This window comes from Paenibacillus sp. FSL R5-0470 (assembly GCF_037975205.1).
Taxonomy (GTDB): domain Bacteria; phylum Bacillota; class Bacilli; order Paenibacillales; family Paenibacillaceae; genus Paenibacillus_AQ.
Map to the genome: position 1 here is coordinate 4837684 of NZ_CP150238.1, position 17354 is coordinate 4855037.

General features: G+C 43.2%; 14 protein-coding genes. 2 read left to right on the forward strand and 12 right to left on the reverse strand.

Annotated elements, in window-relative coordinates:
- The first annotated feature begins 60 nt into the window (after positions 1-60).
- Positions 61-1080 carry an ABC transporter substrate-binding protein gene (locus MKY99_RS21465; protein ID WP_339266244.1) on the forward strand — a complete coding sequence of 340 codons (1020 nt, stop codon included), beginning with the start codon at positions 61-63 and terminating at the stop codon, positions 1078-1080.
- 71 nt (positions 1081-1151) lie between these two features.
- Here the strand turns inward: MKY99_RS21465 and MKY99_RS21470 are convergent, their stop codons facing one another.
- The 6 genes from MKY99_RS21470 to MKY99_RS21495 all read right to left on the reverse strand — a co-directional run bounded on the left by MKY99_RS21470 (position 1152) and on the right by MKY99_RS21495 (position 9014).
- On the reverse strand, positions 1152-2177 hold the full coding sequence (locus MKY99_RS21470; protein ID WP_339266245.1) for an iron-hydroxamate ABC transporter substrate-binding protein: 1026 nt from the start codon (positions 2175-2177) through the stop codon (positions 1152-1154).
- Positions 2178-2309: 132 nt separating this feature from the next.
- Entirely contained in the window at positions 2310-3935 is a 1626-nt protein-coding gene (locus MKY99_RS21475; RefSeq protein ID WP_339266247.1) for a helix-turn-helix domain-containing protein, read from the reverse strand.
- Positions 3936-4076: 141 nt separating this feature from the next.
- Positions 4077-5117 (reverse strand): NAD(P)/FAD-dependent oxidoreductase, encoded by a 1041-nt coding sequence (locus MKY99_RS21480; protein ID WP_042190330.1) that lies wholly within the window; start codon positions 5115-5117, stop codon positions 4077-4079.
- A 42-nt stretch (positions 5118-5159) separates the two neighbouring features.
- Entirely contained in the window at positions 5160-6875 is a 1716-nt protein-coding gene (locus tag MKY99_RS21485) for an ABC transporter ATP-binding protein (RefSeq protein ID WP_042190332.1), read from the reverse strand.
- 43 nt (positions 6876-6918) lie between these two features.
- Complete coding sequence (locus tag MKY99_RS21490) at positions 6919-7956, reverse strand: iron ABC transporter permease (RefSeq protein ID WP_143759452.1); 1038 nt, start codon at positions 7954-7956, stop codon at positions 6919-6921.
- The gene (locus tag MKY99_RS21495; protein ID WP_042190334.1) at positions 7956-9014 is read right to left on the reverse strand and encodes an iron ABC transporter permease; all 1059 of its coding nucleotides are present in this window, start codon (positions 9012-9014) and stop codon (positions 7956-7958) included. Before MKY99_RS21495 ends, MKY99_RS21490 begins: the two co-directional genes overlap by 1 nt.
- A gap of 213 nt (positions 9015-9227) precedes the next feature.
- Between MKY99_RS21495 and MKY99_RS21500 the strand changes: the two genes are divergently transcribed.
- Positions 9228-10235: an ABC transporter substrate-binding protein gene (locus MKY99_RS21500; RefSeq protein ID WP_339266250.1), complete on the forward strand. Its 1008-nt coding sequence runs from the start codon at positions 9228-9230 to the stop codon at positions 10233-10235.
- Positions 10236-10326: 91 nt separating this feature from the next.
- Here MKY99_RS21500 and MKY99_RS21505 read toward each other — a convergent pair whose 3' ends face one another.
- The 6 genes from MKY99_RS21505 to cheB form a co-directional block, all read right to left on the reverse strand.
- On the reverse strand, positions 10327-10548 hold the full coding sequence (locus tag MKY99_RS21505) for a hypothetical protein (RefSeq protein WP_339266252.1): 222 nt from the start codon (positions 10546-10548) through the stop codon (positions 10327-10329).
- Between the two features lie 18 nt (positions 10549-10566).
- Positions 10567-12570, reverse strand: a complete 2004-nt coding sequence (locus MKY99_RS21510; protein WP_339266254.1) for an ABC transporter permease — start codon at positions 12568-12570, stop codon at positions 10567-10569.
- Complete coding sequence (locus tag MKY99_RS21515; RefSeq protein WP_339266255.1) at positions 12560-13327, reverse strand: ABC transporter ATP-binding protein; 768 nt, start codon at positions 13325-13327, stop codon at positions 12560-12562. Before MKY99_RS21515 ends, MKY99_RS21510 begins: the two co-directional genes overlap by 11 nt.
- A 136-nt stretch (positions 13328-13463) precedes the next feature.
- A complete protein-coding gene (locus MKY99_RS21520; protein ID WP_339266257.1) occupies positions 13464-14870 on the reverse strand; it encodes an MFS transporter in 1407 nt (468 codons plus the stop codon).
- Positions 14871-15061: 191 nt separating this feature from the next.
- Positions 15062-16066 (reverse strand): AraC family transcriptional regulator, encoded by a 1005-nt coding sequence (locus MKY99_RS21525; RefSeq protein WP_339266258.1) that lies wholly within the window; start codon positions 16064-16066, stop codon positions 15062-15064.
- Positions 16067-16257: 191 nt separating this feature from the next.
- Positions 16258-17343 carry a chemotaxis-specific protein-glutamate methyltransferase CheB gene (gene cheB / locus MKY99_RS21530; protein WP_339266259.1) on the reverse strand — a complete coding sequence of 362 codons (1086 nt, stop codon included), beginning with the start codon at positions 17341-17343 and terminating at the stop codon, positions 16258-16260.
- Positions 17344-17354: the final 11 nt, after the last annotated feature.

Genomic DNA, 17354 nt, shown 5'->3' on the forward strand with positions numbered 1-17354 from the left:
GAGAAGATTGTAAAGTTCTTATTGAGAATGATAATCAATTACCATAGGAGGAACAACAAATTGCATAATCTACAAAAGAATACTTCGAAACAGAATCATTGGCTTCTATTTCCCTTCATGCTGACGTTAATTCTAGTCTTATCAGCTTGTGGAAATTCCAATACTACGGTGGAGAATACAGGTGGTACCAGTAATACAACAGCAGCAACACAAGCACCAACCGAAACTAATCAAGAAGCAGAAAGTGCTGAAACCCCTACTGTCAAGACAGTAAGTACCGTAAAAGGTGATGTTGAAATCCCTGTTCATCCTAAACGAATTGTCGCTGAGGAATACTTGGGAAGTCTAATAGCTCTTGATACCATTCCTATAGGAGCTCCAGGCTTGACCTTAGAGAATATGTATTATAAGGAGGCTCTTACCGGTGTTACAGACACAGGGGCGTACGGTAAAATGTCACCTGAAAAAATCATCGCACTAAATCCTGACTTGATTATTTCGGGACAAGCAGAAAGCTATGAAACGCTTAGCAAAATTGCTCCTACCATCATTGTGCCTTACGGGGATTTAAAAGATGCTCATGCAGAATTAACCTATTTCGGAGAACTCCTTGGAAAGGAACAAGAAGCAAAGAATTGGCTTGCAGATTATGACAAACGGATAGCCGAAGCTAAAGCAAAAGTGGACAAGGTCCTCCCGGCAGATGCAACCTTCTCCATCATGGAAGACGGTGGAAAATCCATCTGGGTCTATGGCGATAACTTTGGCCGAGGCGGACAGCCCATCTATCAAGCGCTTGGTCGCAAGCCGCCTACAGAAGTAGCAGCGGAGATTATGGAGAAACAATGGGCGGAAATTTCTAAAGAAGCGTTAACTAAATATGCCGGAGATTATATTATCTTAACCTCAAATAACCTTACAGAAGCTGATTACAAGGCTGATTCATTTTGGGGCAACCTTCCTGCAGTCAAAAATGGACACCTCTATGTTTGGAAAGAAGAACGTTCCTGGTATTATGACCCTATCGCGGTATTAACCCAGACCGAAGAGCTGGCCGATTGGCTAATAAATAATAAATAATGCATGAGAAAAAGGGATGTCCGAAGCCATAGCGGCTAAGCGGACATCCCTTCTCACGCTTCAAATTTAACTTATTGTAGAGACTTCAACAACGTGACTATCTCATCCAGCTGCTTGTCCAGCGCATAAGCATCAGAGAGATAATAAGTTTTGAGATCGTAAGTGAACACATGACCCGCCTTAACAGCAGGTAGACTTTGCCAGAAGACGCTGTCCAGAATGTCCAGTTTATCCTGCTCCACACCACGGCTGAAGCCTTGGAATATATAATCAGCTTCTTCTAGATACTCGGGCAGCGTTTCGAGAGAAAGGGAAGCCCAGCCTTCCTTAAAGGCTACCTCTTCGACAAGATCAGGTGCATGCAGCCCCAATCCGTTGTATATAATCTCTCCACCACGCCCATATGACGAACCGTATAGATACAGCTCTTTACCGGCAATTTCAAAGATTGCCACCTTTTTATCAGCTGCGATCAGATCGGCCAATTCCGCTTTCTTCGCTTCCAGCTTCTGATTGAAATCCGCCACCCATTTTACAGCCTGCTGCTCCTTGTTCAAGATTTTCCCGATCTCGATCAATCGTTCCTTATAATCGTATTTGCCCCAAGGAATAAAGACAGTCGGAGCAATCTTGGAGATTTGCTCATAGGTATCTTCCTGATAAGTGATAATCAAATCCGGTTCCAGGCTCGTTATTTTCTCCAGGGACACCGTCATGTCATCACCCACTACTTCTACACCTGTAAGCGCCTCTTTGAAATATGGATGATTCAAGATGTCATTCCCAGCTACGGCAATGGGCGTCACCCCCAGCGTCAGAAGATCACCGATAAAGTCTTGTACCGGAATTACAATTCTTTGTGGATTGCGTGGGATCTGCACCGGACCTTTATCGCTTTCGTATGTCCAGTACTCTGCATCAGCAGCCGGCTCCGTGCTGGCAACTACAGAATCATTAGTGCTTTTAGCCACTTCAGCAGACGTGCTAGCTGGAGCATTCCCCTGATTAGCAGCTTGTCCGCATGCGCTCAACATTAGCACCAGCGTAAGTACAACGGCTATCATACTTGTTTTTCCTAACGATATTACTCTGTACAATGTAAATCCCCCTTGAGACTTTATATTATTGTGATATTGATAATCAATATCATTTAGATCCATGTTTAATATAACGTCTCCGTGGGAAAACATATATACACGCTAATACATCAATTTGGCTATGGACGATTGTCAGCTTAACTTATGGCCGATTAACAAATCTGTCTGTATCTCCAACTGACGTTCGAGTGCAAGCCCTTCGCTGCCCCAAAATTCCTCAAGCTTGAGGTAATATATGCGTTCATTCCTGAATGCTGGAAGATTGCGCCAAACCACACTCTTGCTAATGCGTTTACGTGTTCTCGACATCCAGTCCTCTCGTCCTGATACAACCACAAACATATGGTCAGCCGCGTATATTGGCAATTCCGATAGTGAGATGCATAGATGATCATTCCGCTCCAGAACATCTGACCTTACCTTGTCCGGCGGAGCTAACCCTAGCATTGGATACAGATTGTACACACCTCGGGCTGTATGATTCCAGATATAAATACTGTTATCTTGCCTAATCTCATACACCGCTACCGTTTCACCAGATTCAATTAGTGAGGACAAGCGCTGCTTGGCCAAATCTATTTTCAAATGATAGTGTCTTATCCATGCTTCTGCCCTCTCCTCTTCTCCCAGCAGTCTGCCGAATAAACGAATCTGTTCTAAGCGGTCCATTTCATCACATTCCACCGTAACTAGTGGACCCAACTTTTCCATCCATTTAAGCTGACGGGGGCTCAGATAGGTCGGTGCAATGACTATATCAGCTTCCAGTCCAGACAAGTCCGCTTCCGCCGGACATCCCTGCAACTCAAACGATCGTACATCCGCCAGTTCCGGCTGTAAAAGCAATGAGTAGTTCATCACATCTTTTTCAACCGCGACAGGCTTCACTCCCAGCGCAAGTAAATCCCCGAAAAATTGCAACGCTACTATCCGCTTCGGTTTGGGACGCAAACGGAAATCTGTTGGAGTCATCCCGGTGATTTGCTTGAATTTCCGACTCAGATATAGTCCATCTGAATAGCCTACTTTTTGAGAAATTTGCTGGATTGTTGCTTGGCTGGACATCAAATATTTTTTCGCTTTATTCACTCTTAAATGAGCTACATATTCGGTGAAGCTCCACCCCGTCTGCTTGCGGAACCATACTGAGAAATAGCGAGGATTAAATCCCATCATTCTAGACATCATCTCTCGCGTAATCTCCTTTTGGATGTTCTGGTGAATATAAGAGAGCATTCTGAAATATGAACTATCCGTAATGTCTGCTTCAGTGTCAGCCTCTACGACCAGTTGATGCAGCTGATACAGCAAGGATTGAATTCTATCTGCCTGTACTTCTAAATTATTGGCAGCAACATCTTCCAATTCGCTGAATAAGCGGGTTATTTTATTCGTCGTACGTACTGGTAAAATCCCATTGACCGGAAAAAATTCACGGCAAAGTCCATAAACCAATTCTTGCTCAGTGCTATTGCTTAGCCCATATACCTCATAGGAGATTGCTAGAACAGAGATAACGGTCTCTAATGGAGCATTAATATGATAAATCGTACCTGCACTTAAAAAAAGAATTTCACCTATTTTAAGAGCTACTGTCTCTCCTTCAATGGTTATTAGAACGGTAGCTTCTTTTGGTGTCAGGAAGAGTGGGGACTGGGCCATCTGGAGATTACTGATGTGACCACCGCCGCATTGGCGTTTCCCAGCCTCTTTTAACATATAAATTCTGTGTACCAGGTTATTATTAGATAGCTTCATTCCTGCTCCCTTCCAGATCATCAGGCTATTAAACCTTGAAATATAAAGAAGGCGCATAAGGCTTCTCTCCGCTCGAAATGGATAAGAAGCCCTATACGCACAACATTAAAATCAAACCTATTCCTTAAGAATTTACCGCTATTAATGGTCGTCAACGACACCAAGCGCCTTATTCTTCTCTTTGAACCGCTCATTGTGAGAAGACACATAAGCAACTTTAGCCGCAGTTGGATCTATGAACAGCTTGGCACTATTAAGCGCCAGAACTGCATCCGTGAAAGCACCGGCAATTAAACGTACCTTACTTGTATAATCCACAAAGTCACCAGCTGCAAATATGCCTGGGAGATTGGTCTCCAGCTTATCAGATACATTCGCACACCATTCGCCCATATCAAGGCCCCACTCTTTTAACGGACCAAAATCGCTCTTAAGACCATGGTTTACGATCACTGCATCCACTTCAAATTGCTCTGATTCACCTGTCTCTATGTGGTTGATCGTCACCTGATCTATCGTTTCCCCATTACTGCTGTGTAATTGGCTTACTGCATAGGGCACGCGGACATTGACCGAAGATTCCTTCATCCGCACAATATTTTTCTCATGACCTCCAAACTGTTCACGACGGTGCACAATCGTTACACTTGCTGCAATGGACTCCAGTTCATTTGCCCAATCTACTGCAGAGTCTCCTCCGCCGGAGATCAGCACTCTTTTGCCACGGAATGGCTCTAGCTCCTGAACGGTATAATGAAGATTCGTCACCTCATAGCGATCCGCACCTTCGATTTCGAGCTTAGCCATTTGTAGGATTCCGTAGCCAATTGCCAGAATAACGGTTCGTGTCCAGTGTTGTTCCCCGGTAGACGAGGTTAAGATATATGTCCCGTCTTCCTGTCTCTCTTGATTCATGATTTGCTGTCCCAGCACAATGGTGGGTTCAAAGGTCTGCGCCTGCTCCTTGAGCTGCCCGATCAGCTGATGACAGAGAGTCGGCGTTACTCCGCCTACGTCCCAGATCATTTTTTCAGGATAAATAAGCATTCTTCCTCCGAGCTCATCCTTCGCTTCAATCAACTTCGTCTTGAGGTCTCTCATTCCACTATAAAAAGCTGTATACATCCCAGCAGGTCCGCCGCCAATAATCGTTACATCGTATAATTCCAGTTGATTGTTCATTATGTCCCTCCAAAAGTATATTCTATTGATGCCCTTAGCTTCTTACGCTCCAAATTGTGCCTCATGTAGTCGACTGTATATTCCGGTAGTCTGTAACAGTTCTTCATGTCTGCCTTGTTCAGCGATACCACCTTCCGCAACAACAACAATACGGTCGGCATTCTTGATCGTTGCCAATCGATGAGCAATAACAAGCGTCGTACGACCTTGTGACAACTCTGCAAGTGCTTCCTGAATTGCGGACTCCGTCTCGGTATCCAACGCCGATGTGGCTTCGTCTAGAATGAGAATCGTTGGATTCTTCAGGAACATCCGGGCAATGGACAGCCGCTGCTTCTGACCTCCAGAGAGCTTAACGCCCCGCTCCCCGATCATAGTATCCAGTCCAGCAGGCTGGGATTTGATCAGCTCTTCCAATTGGGCGCGCCGTGCTGCCTCCCAGATTTCTTCATCGGAGGCACCCAACCGCCCGTAAGCGATATTCTCACGGATGGTTCCGTCAAACAGAAATACATCTTGCTGTACAATCCCGATGTGTGAACGAAGAGATTCAAGCTTCATGGAACGAATATCAATTCCATCAATGCTAATGTTACCCTCACTTACATCATAGAAGCGAGGTAGTAGACTGCAAAGCGTTGTCTTACCCGCACCAGATGGACCGACCAGAGCAACGGTCTCTCCTGCTTGAATCGATAGATTCACATTTTGGAGTACGTTCTCTTTATCGCTGTAGGCGAAAGCCACATCATGGAAGGTTATATTCCCCTTAAGATCATGAACTGTCTTAGCGTCAATCGCATCATCAACATCCGGCTCCGTCTCCAGCAGTTCGAGATAACGTTTGAAACCTGCAATGCCTTTGGGATAGGTCTCAATGACCGAGTTAATCTGTTGTAATGGTCCTAAAAATACATTGGACAACATCACAAAAGCAATAAATTCACCGTAGGTCATTTGCTTCTGGATTACAAAATATGTTCCGCATACGAGAACAAATAACGAGACCAGTTTCATGAGAACAAAGCTAAAGGATGAATTCCAAGCCATAATTCGATAGGTCATCAGCTTTGTTATACGGAAGCGTTCGTTATTGACCGCAAAACGGGAAATTTCATGATTCTCATTAGCAAAAGCTTGCACAACGCGGATCCCGCTTACATTGTTCTCCACGCGTGCGTTATAGTCAGCAATATCCGCGAACATAATGTGGAAGGCTTTAGACATTTTCCGGCTGAAGTACATGGATAAATAAATCATAAGCGGAACGATCACAAACGTCAGAATAGCTAATTGCCAATTGATACTGAGCATAATGCCGAACACACCGAGCAGCGTCATTACTGCTATAAAGAGATCCTCTGGCCCGTGGTGGGCAATCTCACCGATGTCCATCAAATCATTTGTCATCCGGGATACTAGATGGCCGGTCTTGTTGTTGTCAAAGAAATTGAAAGATAACTTCTGAACTCGGTCAAAAAGCTTTTTTCTCATATCCGATTCGATATTAATCCCCAGCTTATGCCCCCAGTAAGTGACGACAAAATGCATAAAGGCACTGACAATATATATCCCCAGCAAGCCGAGGCATGAATAGAGTATCCATCTCCAATTGCCGCTTGGCAGCAGATCATCTACTACCCGGTTAACGGCTAACGGAAAGACCAGTTCAAGTAGTGCAGCAGCAATCGCACAAGAAAAATCAAGAATAAACAATCCCTTATAGGGCCTATAGTAAGCAAAAAAACGACGCAACATGTTAATAATTCGCTCCTTCTGGTGAGAGATCAGCCTACTTTCATCAAGATTTCGTACGGGCTAACAAATACAAAAAGTATGGTGCTCCAATTACAGCTACAACGATACCCGTAGGAATCTCAGACGGCTGGAGGATCCAGCGTCCAATGGTATCCGCTGTAATAACGAGTAGTGACCCAAGCAGTGCCGAAGTCGGAAGCATGAGTTGATGCTTCGGCCCAACTAACCGTCTCGCCAAATGGGGTCCGACCAATCCCACAAAACCAATTCCACCGCTGACAGCGACACTCGCCGCTGCTAATCCTACCGCAGCCGCAAGAAGCCGAAATTGTTCCTTCGTTACTGCGGCACCAAGTCCCACAGCGGTCTGCTCCCCTAGATTCAGTACGTTCATCACCCTTGCCTTATAGATGACATAAGGCACCAGAATAAGAATCCACGGTAGGAGTGAAAGTACAAACTTCCAGCTTGTTCCCCAAATGCTGCCTGCTAGCCAAGTAGCGACGAATTGGTATTTTTCTGGATCAAGCCTTAGCGTAAGCACGATCATAGCTGCACTCATCCCAGCTGCGACAGCTACACCAGTCAACAGTAGACGCATAGGCGATATTCCTTGGTGCCGTTTATAAGCTAGAGCATAGATTAAGGCAGCTGTAAGCCCCGCACCGACGAACGCTACCATTGGCAGCAGATACACTGGAGCCGCGGTTGCCGTAGGGTAAAAAGAGATCAACAGCATAACCATAATTCCTGCACCAGCATTAATCCCTAAGATACCAGGGTCCGCCAACGCATTACGAAAGACGCCCTGCATCACAGCACCGGATACAGCCAGACCTGCCCCAATTAGAACGGAAATCACAATACGTGGCAGCCGAAACTGAAACAAGATTAACTCCTGCTTGTCGGTTCCTTTACCGAACAATGTATTAATCAACTCCATAGGAGTCAAACGTATGTAACCTGTATTCATACTAATAATAAAAGCAATCACAATTAGTACAGCCAACGAAATCATGATAATTAAGCCCCGTTTGTTTTTGGCGGCTTCGAAGGAACCGAATGTCGTCTTTTCCATCATTACAGCTCCCTCCTTTCTTTACGTGCAAGATAAAGGAAGAATGGTACACCAATCAGTGCAATAATAGCGCCAAGTGGCGTTTCATTAGGTGGATTAATCATCCGCGCAGTTAAATCTGCAAATACAGCAAGTAGACTGCCGAGGATCGCTGAACAAGGAATAATCCATCTGTAATCAACACCCACAAAAAATCGTGTCAAATGCGGAATAATTAGTCCAATGAAACCAACTGCACCAACTACTGCAACCGATGATCCAGCCAAAATCAATACGATTAATGCACCTGCCAACTTCACAAGCCCTGTACGCTGACCTAGACCTTTCGCAACATCGTCACCTAAACTGAGCATCGTGATCGATCGAGAGATTACCATTGCACCAATTAAAGCGGCCCCTATCCAAGGGAACATGATTTTGAGTTGGATCCATTTCGTTCCAGCCACACCTCCCGCATACCAGAAGGCTAAATCTTGACCGATGTGAAAATATAAAGCTACCCCTTCACTCAGCGCAGACAAAAGTGCACTAAAAGCAGCACCGGCCAGCACCAAACGAGCAGGAGTTAATCCTCCCTTAGCAAGTGATCCTATTCCGTATACGACACCCGCGCCTACGCCGGCACCCACGAAAGAATATAGAATCAAATACATAAACGATAAATTTGGAAAAAAAGCAAAACATAATGCGAGGGCAAATCCTGCGCCTGAGTTGATACCCATCAGACCTGAATCAGCCAATGGATTTCGCGTCATCCCTTGCATAATGGCACCTGCAACTGCAAAGCTAGCCCCTATCATTGCTCCGCCAAGTACACGAGGTAATCTTAATTCTCTAATAATCTGATGATCCATGATCTCCGGATCAAAGTGAAACACAGCTGACCATACCACAGACAGCTTAATATCTGCTGCACCGAAGGAGACGGAAACAGCGATTCCTAATAATAATAGCGCCAGACCGCCGACCAAGATCAATGTTGCCGCCCAAGGACGTGAACGAAATTCTCGTTTAACTACTCCTTTATCGGCTCCTATCCTGGTAGTTATCTGTTGATTCATGAATGCCACCCTATTTCTGTGAAATTGATTCTCATTATCATTAGACTATTGTAAATTACATTTCCTAGGTTTGGCAATAGATAGATTTAATTGGAACCATTTAATTTATTGCATTGACAGAAATTCTAAGCTTTGATACAGTTCAAATTGAAAATAATATTGATAATGATTCTCATTATTATTATTTGGTACATATACTTAGGGAGGTTTACCATGCTAAAAAGAAAGACCCTTTTCCCCATCCTGGCACTCGTAATGTTATTGTCTGTATTTGTGACGGCTTGCGGGGGAAACAACAAGGCTTCATCTAATACACCAACAGCGACAACTGAAGCAACAACAGCCCCGAGTGCAGAGGCAACAGCTGTTCCTGATGCTTCCGCTGCCGAAATGCGCAGCTATGAAACTACTAAAGGTACTGTTCAAATCCCAGTTAAACCTCAGCGTATCGTTACAGATTATTATGGTGGGGAATTACTCTCCGTTGGAGCTAACGTCATTGGCGTTGAACCTAGTACTTTTGATAACCCCTTCTTGAAAGACCTGCTCAAAAACACACAAGATGTTGGTGCTCCAGTCAATGCTGAGAAAGCACTAGAACTTGCACCTGATCTAATTGTAGTTATGTACGATGACAACTATGATGCTTTATCCAAAATCGCTCCAACCATTCATATTCCATACGGAACTGCTACGAACATCTATGAAACCGTAAAACTGTTTGGAGATATTGTAGGAGCACCTGATAAAGCTGAGCAATTCATTGCTGACTTTGAGAAAAAGGCTGCTGAAGGCCGCGAAAAGCTTAAAGGTGTCGTGAATGAAAATGATACATTCGGAATTTATGAGCTGACTGACAAAGGTGAGCTATGGACCTTCGGTAACAATGCTGGCCGTGGTGGACAAGCCCTCTATAATGCACTTAAGCTGAAAATGCCTACTAAGAACAGCAATGACAACCAAACACTGCAGCTATCCATGGAGCTGTTGCCAGAATATGCAGCGGATTACATGTTCCTAACTACTTATGATCCTGATAAAAAAGGTGATAAGCTGAAAGAGCTGAAGGAATCGCCCGTTTGGAACGGACTTGCTGCTGCGAAGAACGACCATCTGTTCTACAACGATTTTGATACTTTTTATCGCTATGATCCTATTGCCATTACCGCACAAATCGATCTGTTCGTTGATATGATTCTTGAGCGCAACGGTAAGAAATAAGAATAGACACATAAAGAAACACCCCACTTATTAGGCATCGCCTAAAGTGGGGTGTTTTGGTTATACATAAGAAGTTTCTATTAAATTTATATCATCTAGTATATTCATTATACTCATCAGTGTTATTTAATTTTTTGTACATATACTCATCATTTTTAAGCTTATAGAGCTGCCCCATCCCCGCAAATACGAAAAACAGCACCAAAATTAATCCATACGCATAGGTGAATTCACCAATATAAAAGCAAGTGACTATCGCAACAAGGATCAAGATCATTAATGCGACTGCAATTCTGGAAAAAATCTTTTTCAAATGGAATCCCCCTACGTTTTATTTGTTAATATTATCATAATTGGAATTAAATTTACATCTTGTATTATTCGTTGTGGGAACATCAAGCAGTTCGATATGTGCTAGCATATTGCGTGTGTATATTTTGGTGTATATACGATAAATGAGGACTTGTAATAAAAGATACGCTCCACCTACCAACAAACAAAACCACATCGGCTCCAGAGCTGTAAACATTTCAACCCTGGAAGAACTAACAACATAAAAAGAAGACAATGCAATACCTAATGCATACGGGAGAAAAAACAGCACTTTTAAAGGGCCGCCTATAATGCGAGCCACGTCCTTAGAAGTAATTCCAATCTTGTTCAGCTTCCTGAATTTGATCCTCTCACGCTCTAAATCGGTCTGAATACTGAAATGCAGCACTATCCCGGAGGCGCCGAAAAATATTAAACCAACAAATGAAATTACGAAGATTCCAAATCGGCCAGACTCCTGTAACTGTAGATAGTCACTTATTCTAGACTTCGTAGAGAATACGAGAGCTTCGTGCCGTTCATTGCCATACCAGGACTCTGTATTGTCTTTGTTATATTTGGCTAAAGCGGCATTTAACTTAGCATCTATATTCACAGTTTTTTTCCAATCCTTAAAATTCAGGAGCTGAAGGTTACCGATCGCTTTTTTATTTTCCGCTTTCAGCACCATATAATCCTCTTCGTTAACAATGACATGAAGACCATTCATAAGATTCGGCACAGGGTTAAATAGCATTTTAAATATAAGTCCTTGTGAGTACAACGTATGATTCCCGGAAGAAAGCTTCATTTCGAAGCTGGGCATCTCTGGTCTTTGATTCTTCCATTCTTCTCCTCGAGCAACTAAGGCAAGATTAAGAAAGTGTTCTTTCTCCACATGATAATCACTGCCGATTAATGTGTTGATGTTTTGATCCAAAAATACCTTGAAATTGAACAAATCAATGTATTCAAGCGTTTGGTGTGAAATCAGCGGTGTAGCACCATGATCCGTGATTTCGCTGAGTGTCTCAGATGGAAGGCTATTTTTCCCGAATACTTCTGCATAGGCAATATCATAAGGGTTGTTTTTTACAGGAATATTCTCAGCATCCCAGGTAATATAAAAGATAATACCGCTTAGAGAAATTGTTATGAAGATGAGGAAGGTGATAAGAGAAAGCACTATTTTGGAGCGACCAAGGGTATAGTTCAAATCGGAGCTAAACATTAAATGCTTGTGATAGGCTCTGCTTGATCGCGATATAAAAAGTTTCATCCAGTCCCCAAGTCCTGACAGCAGCAAATAGACACCCACCATACTTACTCCCAGATTGATTAACATCATACGGGCATCATCAGGACTGTAATGAGTAATCATATCATAAACGGAGATCCCAAGTAGTACGACTCCGATGATCCCTGTGATTTTACCATGAAGAAGGCTACGTTCTGCGGTTCTGGATTCTTTTAGAAGGCGTACAATGTTGTATCTCAGCGTTAATATTAATTGGATTCCAATCACAGCTATGTAAATAATCCCGAAGAATTTAATGGTATACAGATAACTTTCCAGCGTAAGTGAAAAAGAACTGCCCCCTATATTAACAAACAACGAGATAATGAAGAAGAAAAGACCGGAGAAGACCGTCCCTGCACCTAAACCCGTGAGAATCGAAGCTAATGCAATCAAGCTATTTTCTAACAAAATAATTTTACGGATATTGTGGCTTGTCATTCCAAGCACCATTAACAGCCCAAAGTCGCTTTTTCTAAATTTCAAAAAGGCCATTTGCGCATATACAATAAATAGAACAGCAAACACTCTCATAACCAAGAAAGGAGCATATAAATTACCGGACACCATTCCATTCACTTGATAGGGGTCATTAAAATCAGGGTTGGTATACAGGGAGTAAAAGGCGAAAAAGACCATAATCGTAAAGCTGCTGCATAGGAAAAATAACAAGTACCTTCTAAGGTTTGCCTTAAACATCTGAATAACCATTCTCCTAAAGGTCATCTTCTCCCCCTCCAATGAAGGCCAGACTCTCCAGAATCCTATCAAAAAATGCTCTCCGTTCTTTATTGTCCCTAGTAATCTCTAATAGAGCCTTCCCATCCTTGATAAAGAGCACGCGATTACAATAGCTGGCCGCAAAAGGATCATGCGTGACCATCACAATTGTTACTCCTTTCAGAGCATTCAGTTTGGCGAAGGTCTTCATTACTATACTTGAGGATTTGGAATCCAAATTCCCCGTCGGCTCATCCGCAAAGATCACCTCCGGATCATTAATAATCGCTCTGCTAATCGCCGCTCGTTGTTGCTGTCCTCCTGAAACCATATACGGATATTTATCCTTCACCTCGCCCAGATCAAAGAGCAATAACGTCTCATCTGTCTTGGTATTGATGTCGTCTACCTCTTGGTCATCCAGAACCATGGGCACCATTATATTTTCCCGTAGGGTCAGGCTATCCAGCAGATTGTAATCTTGAAAAACGAACCCCATTCGCTGCCGGCGAAACAGTGCAAGCTCATTCTTAGACATCTCGCTTATACTAGTCTCTGCAATCCGGACTACCCCACTATATTCCGTGTCGATCCCGCTAAGGATGTTTAGCAGCGTCGTTTTACCACTCCCCGAAGGCCCCATAATCGCAACAAGCTCTCCGCTATCCACACTCAGGCTTATGCCGTTTAGCGCCCGAAACACATTCATTTTGCCCTTGCCTTTATATTCTTTTGAGAGATTCTCTACCTCTAGAATAGGCATGCTCGCACCGTCCCCTTCATAGCTTGGCGGATTAACATTAAATGGAATTATGTTATTCCTGTAAATACTATAAAACTAAGTGAAGAGAACGGTTGTTAGATTGCTCACAGAACAAGAAAACTTGATTCCTCCTCTATCATTTCCGCTCTCGCAAGAAACAAAGACAAACAAAACCAGTAAAAGCAAGTCCTCCGATAGCTGCCAGTGAGAAGGAAAACGCCCTTACATAATCCGATAAATCTGCTTCCAAAAGAGAATGTTTCAACGAAGTGGAGAACAAAATACCGATTAGAGCCACCCCTAACGTGTTTGCTAAATACATAAATGTAGTGATCAGACCTGATCCTGTGCCCGTAATCCTTGCTGGTACTGAACTGAGCGTGACGTTGACTAATGGTGTAGTAGCCATGCCGAGACCGAAGCCATATATCAATATTATTAAAATATTTCGTGCGCCCAGCAGATGCGTCGCATCCACATTTAGCTCCCATATAAGCAATAAACTAGAGCATCCCATCATCAGCGCTCCTATTTTAAGTACACTCATCCCCCATCTTTTGACCATTCGAGACGAGATTAGGGAAGTCAGAAAAAAGCCTATACCTATAGCCAAAAAAACCAAACTTGTATCTTGAACATTATAGTGCAAGCCAAATTGCATATAGTAGCTTAAAACAAAAAAGAAGGAGAACATGCCTAGATAAAGGACAAGCACGGTCGCCAGACCTATACTAAATGTTCTATGTCTGAAAATAGACAGATCGACTAATGGACAATTCCCCTGCTTTCCTTTCCGATTTTCAACCCAGATAAAAGTAAACAACACGAATAAAGCTATAATTAGACAGCCTGAGATCCACAAGGGCCACCCTTGTTTTTGTCCCTCAGATAACGGATAGATCAGCAGAAACAAACTGATCAGCAGTAGGAAGCTTCCCGTCCAATCAATACTGTGCGTCTGCTCGGCTCGTGTTTCAGGAACAATCGGCATTAACAGCAAGACGAGAAGTCCGAACGGCACATTGAAAAAAAATACCGTCCGCCAACCGAGATCGAACGGATTCCAATTCACAATAGTGCCTCCGAGAATGAATCCGAAAGCGAATCCAATGCCAATCATTGCACCATAAATACCGAAAACAAGCCCTTTTTCCTTTGGCAGAAAGCTGACCTGAAGTGTAGACAAAACCTGAGGCTGGATAAGCGCAGCTGCCATACCTTGTACGATTCGAATAACAATCAGAAGTGTCGGATCTGAGGTCAAACCACCCAACACTGCCATAATCGTAAATCCACTCACTCCGATAATCAGCATTCGTTTTCTGCCGTATATATCCCCAAGCTTACCACTAATGATCAACGCCACAGCTAATCCTAGCGAAAATCCGGTGACGATAAGCTGTGCTTCAGAGAAGCTCGCATTCAAGCGATGTTGCATTAATGGAAGGGCGACTTGAATCATATAAGTATTCAATGAAATGAGTAATGTTGGAAGTAGAATAACCCATAGCGCATACCAACGTCGCGAATCAACTTCTTGCATTGTATGACCACCTCTTCATGAAATCTATGATAATGATTATCAATTATAATAGTCTTTTTCTCTACCTGTTAAGGGAGGTTTACTCCTTGATAAGGGAGCAAACACAAAAAAACCTCAAACAGGCAGAATATAGTGTTCGATTCCGAACCCTATGTCCTACTGCATGAAGCCATCTGTAAGTACAAATCATTCTAGATCCTATTTCGCTCCAAAGTCTGTTGTTCGATACGTTTTAAGTACTCGCTTGGATTGCAGCCGTAGTGCTTACGGAAGGTTGTCGTGAAATTGCTGACATTACTATATCCGACCGAAACGGCTGTTTTTCCTATATTCAAACCTTCTACCTCCATGTACCAAAGTGCCTTCTCCATCCGCTTTATACGAACAAGCTCGAAGATCGTCATGCCAAATAACTCACGGAAACCCTTTTTTAGCTTGAATTCATTGATGCCTACCCGCTTGGCTAACTCACGTATGGACAGCGGTTGTTCGAAATGGATTTGCACCAACTCATGTACCCGCTTTAGATTTATAATATCATCAGGCCGGAACGTCATACTCCCGCTCATAGAGCCGTAACCATCGGACTCCCCAAATAAAGCGATAAATTCAAGCGCTTTGCTCTCCATATATAATCGTCTCAATGTTCCATGATAAGTACAATGGATCATTTCAAAGACACATTTTCGAATCGCCGCAGTGTCAGGATAACGGTCAATATTTCCATGATGATGTTTAAGCCAGGTCTCCATCTGCTGTTTCTCCGCTAGATCTCCGGCATAATACAGCAGTTCGCTAGGAGCTAGCCGTATTTCTAACAATTGATTGGAGACACCAGCTTTTTTCTCTTCATACACCTGAACATCCTCTAAAAAAAGAACATTGCCTGTTTGTTTCTCCGTGTGACTTTCCTTGCCGTTCCATTCGCAATAGATTTCTCCACTCACGTTATAGCTTAGTTCGAATAACGGACAAGCTTCCTGAATGTAGAGCTTCATATCTTGTTCGTAAGTTATATCCGTATACATGATCTCCATACCTGGACGAATCCGCGTACGTGTAATGCTTCCCTGACCGATATGCGAGGGTATGGTAAGACGTTGTTCCCACTGGTTGTGCTCAACATGCCCTTCTATCCGCTCTGTAAATTGTTCAAAAAGATCATGAATCTCCAAATTCAATATTTTTAAAGCCATCGAAAGCCTCTCCTTCTTCGCCAATACAATTAAAGCCATTCACAACTCAAATGATAATCGTTATCATTTGGAGGTGTCAACATGGAATAATCTATAGGAATTTTATCCCCACTTGGGATGAAACCCTAGGTTTACATAAAAAAGCGTTGGTGGATTTTCCTCCTACCAACGCCTATGGTAATGATTATTCATCAAATTTGTTCGTCCAACATCCCCGTAACCTCCATAATCTTCGAGGCTAACAAAAATGAAGGAACTTCATAATCCACGCACTTGAGCTCAACCGCCGCTTCAGGCATTTCATTTACAATCGAAGTCTCTTGCGACTCTACAAGGGTAGATTGGGCGCCAGCTTGTTTGGCAATCAGCATGCCTCTCGCGCCATCGTTTCCCCTTCCGGTCATTAGAATCAAATGCTGCTTCAAGATTTTCAGTCCAGAAATCGATTCGAACAATACATCAATGGATGGACGGTATCCGTTCACTGAAGCTTTCTTGTGAAGTTTGATTCTACATACTTGCCCTTGCTGAACTACGGTCATATGACAATTACCAGGTGCAATATATGCCGTTCCGCCATGTACCAATTGATCATCTTTCGCCTCAACCACCCGTACACTTGAGAATCGATTCAATCGTTCTGCTAGTACTTTCGTATACTTGGGTGGCATATGCTGAACGATTAATAAAGGATATGGGAAGTTTGCCGGGAGCGAGCTAATTACGATTTCAAGCGCCTTCGGACCACCAACTCCACATCCTATGGCTACGATTTGATCGAATTCTTCCGTACATCCGTTCTTAGAATTGTCTTCTGCCTGTAGTCCTGTCATCACTTTCGAAACAGTAATATTGTTAAGGATAAGGGTTCTCAAAGGAATTTGAGCAGCTTGTTTAATTTTGAATATTAGCTCGTCTTTTATTTGGGACAAATCAGGTCCATGGATTTGAGTGGGCTTGGATATAAAATCTACAGCTCCGTTCTGTAGACCTGTGATAGTTGCTGTTATTCCATCCTTTGATCCCGAGCTTAGGATAAGGATAGGGGTTGGACGTTGCGACATAATACTAGAGAGCGCTACTAAACTATTCAATTCTGGCACTTCTATATCAATCGTCACGACATCAGGCCTGAGTTCTTGAACCATGCTAACCGCTTCGGATGCATTTCGAGCTGCTCCAATGACCTCGATAATTGAATCCTCCGCAATAAGGTTCGAGATCTGTTTACGCATCATTACTGAAGTAGCTACAACGAGCACCTTTAACTTTTGCACTACTTCTCCTC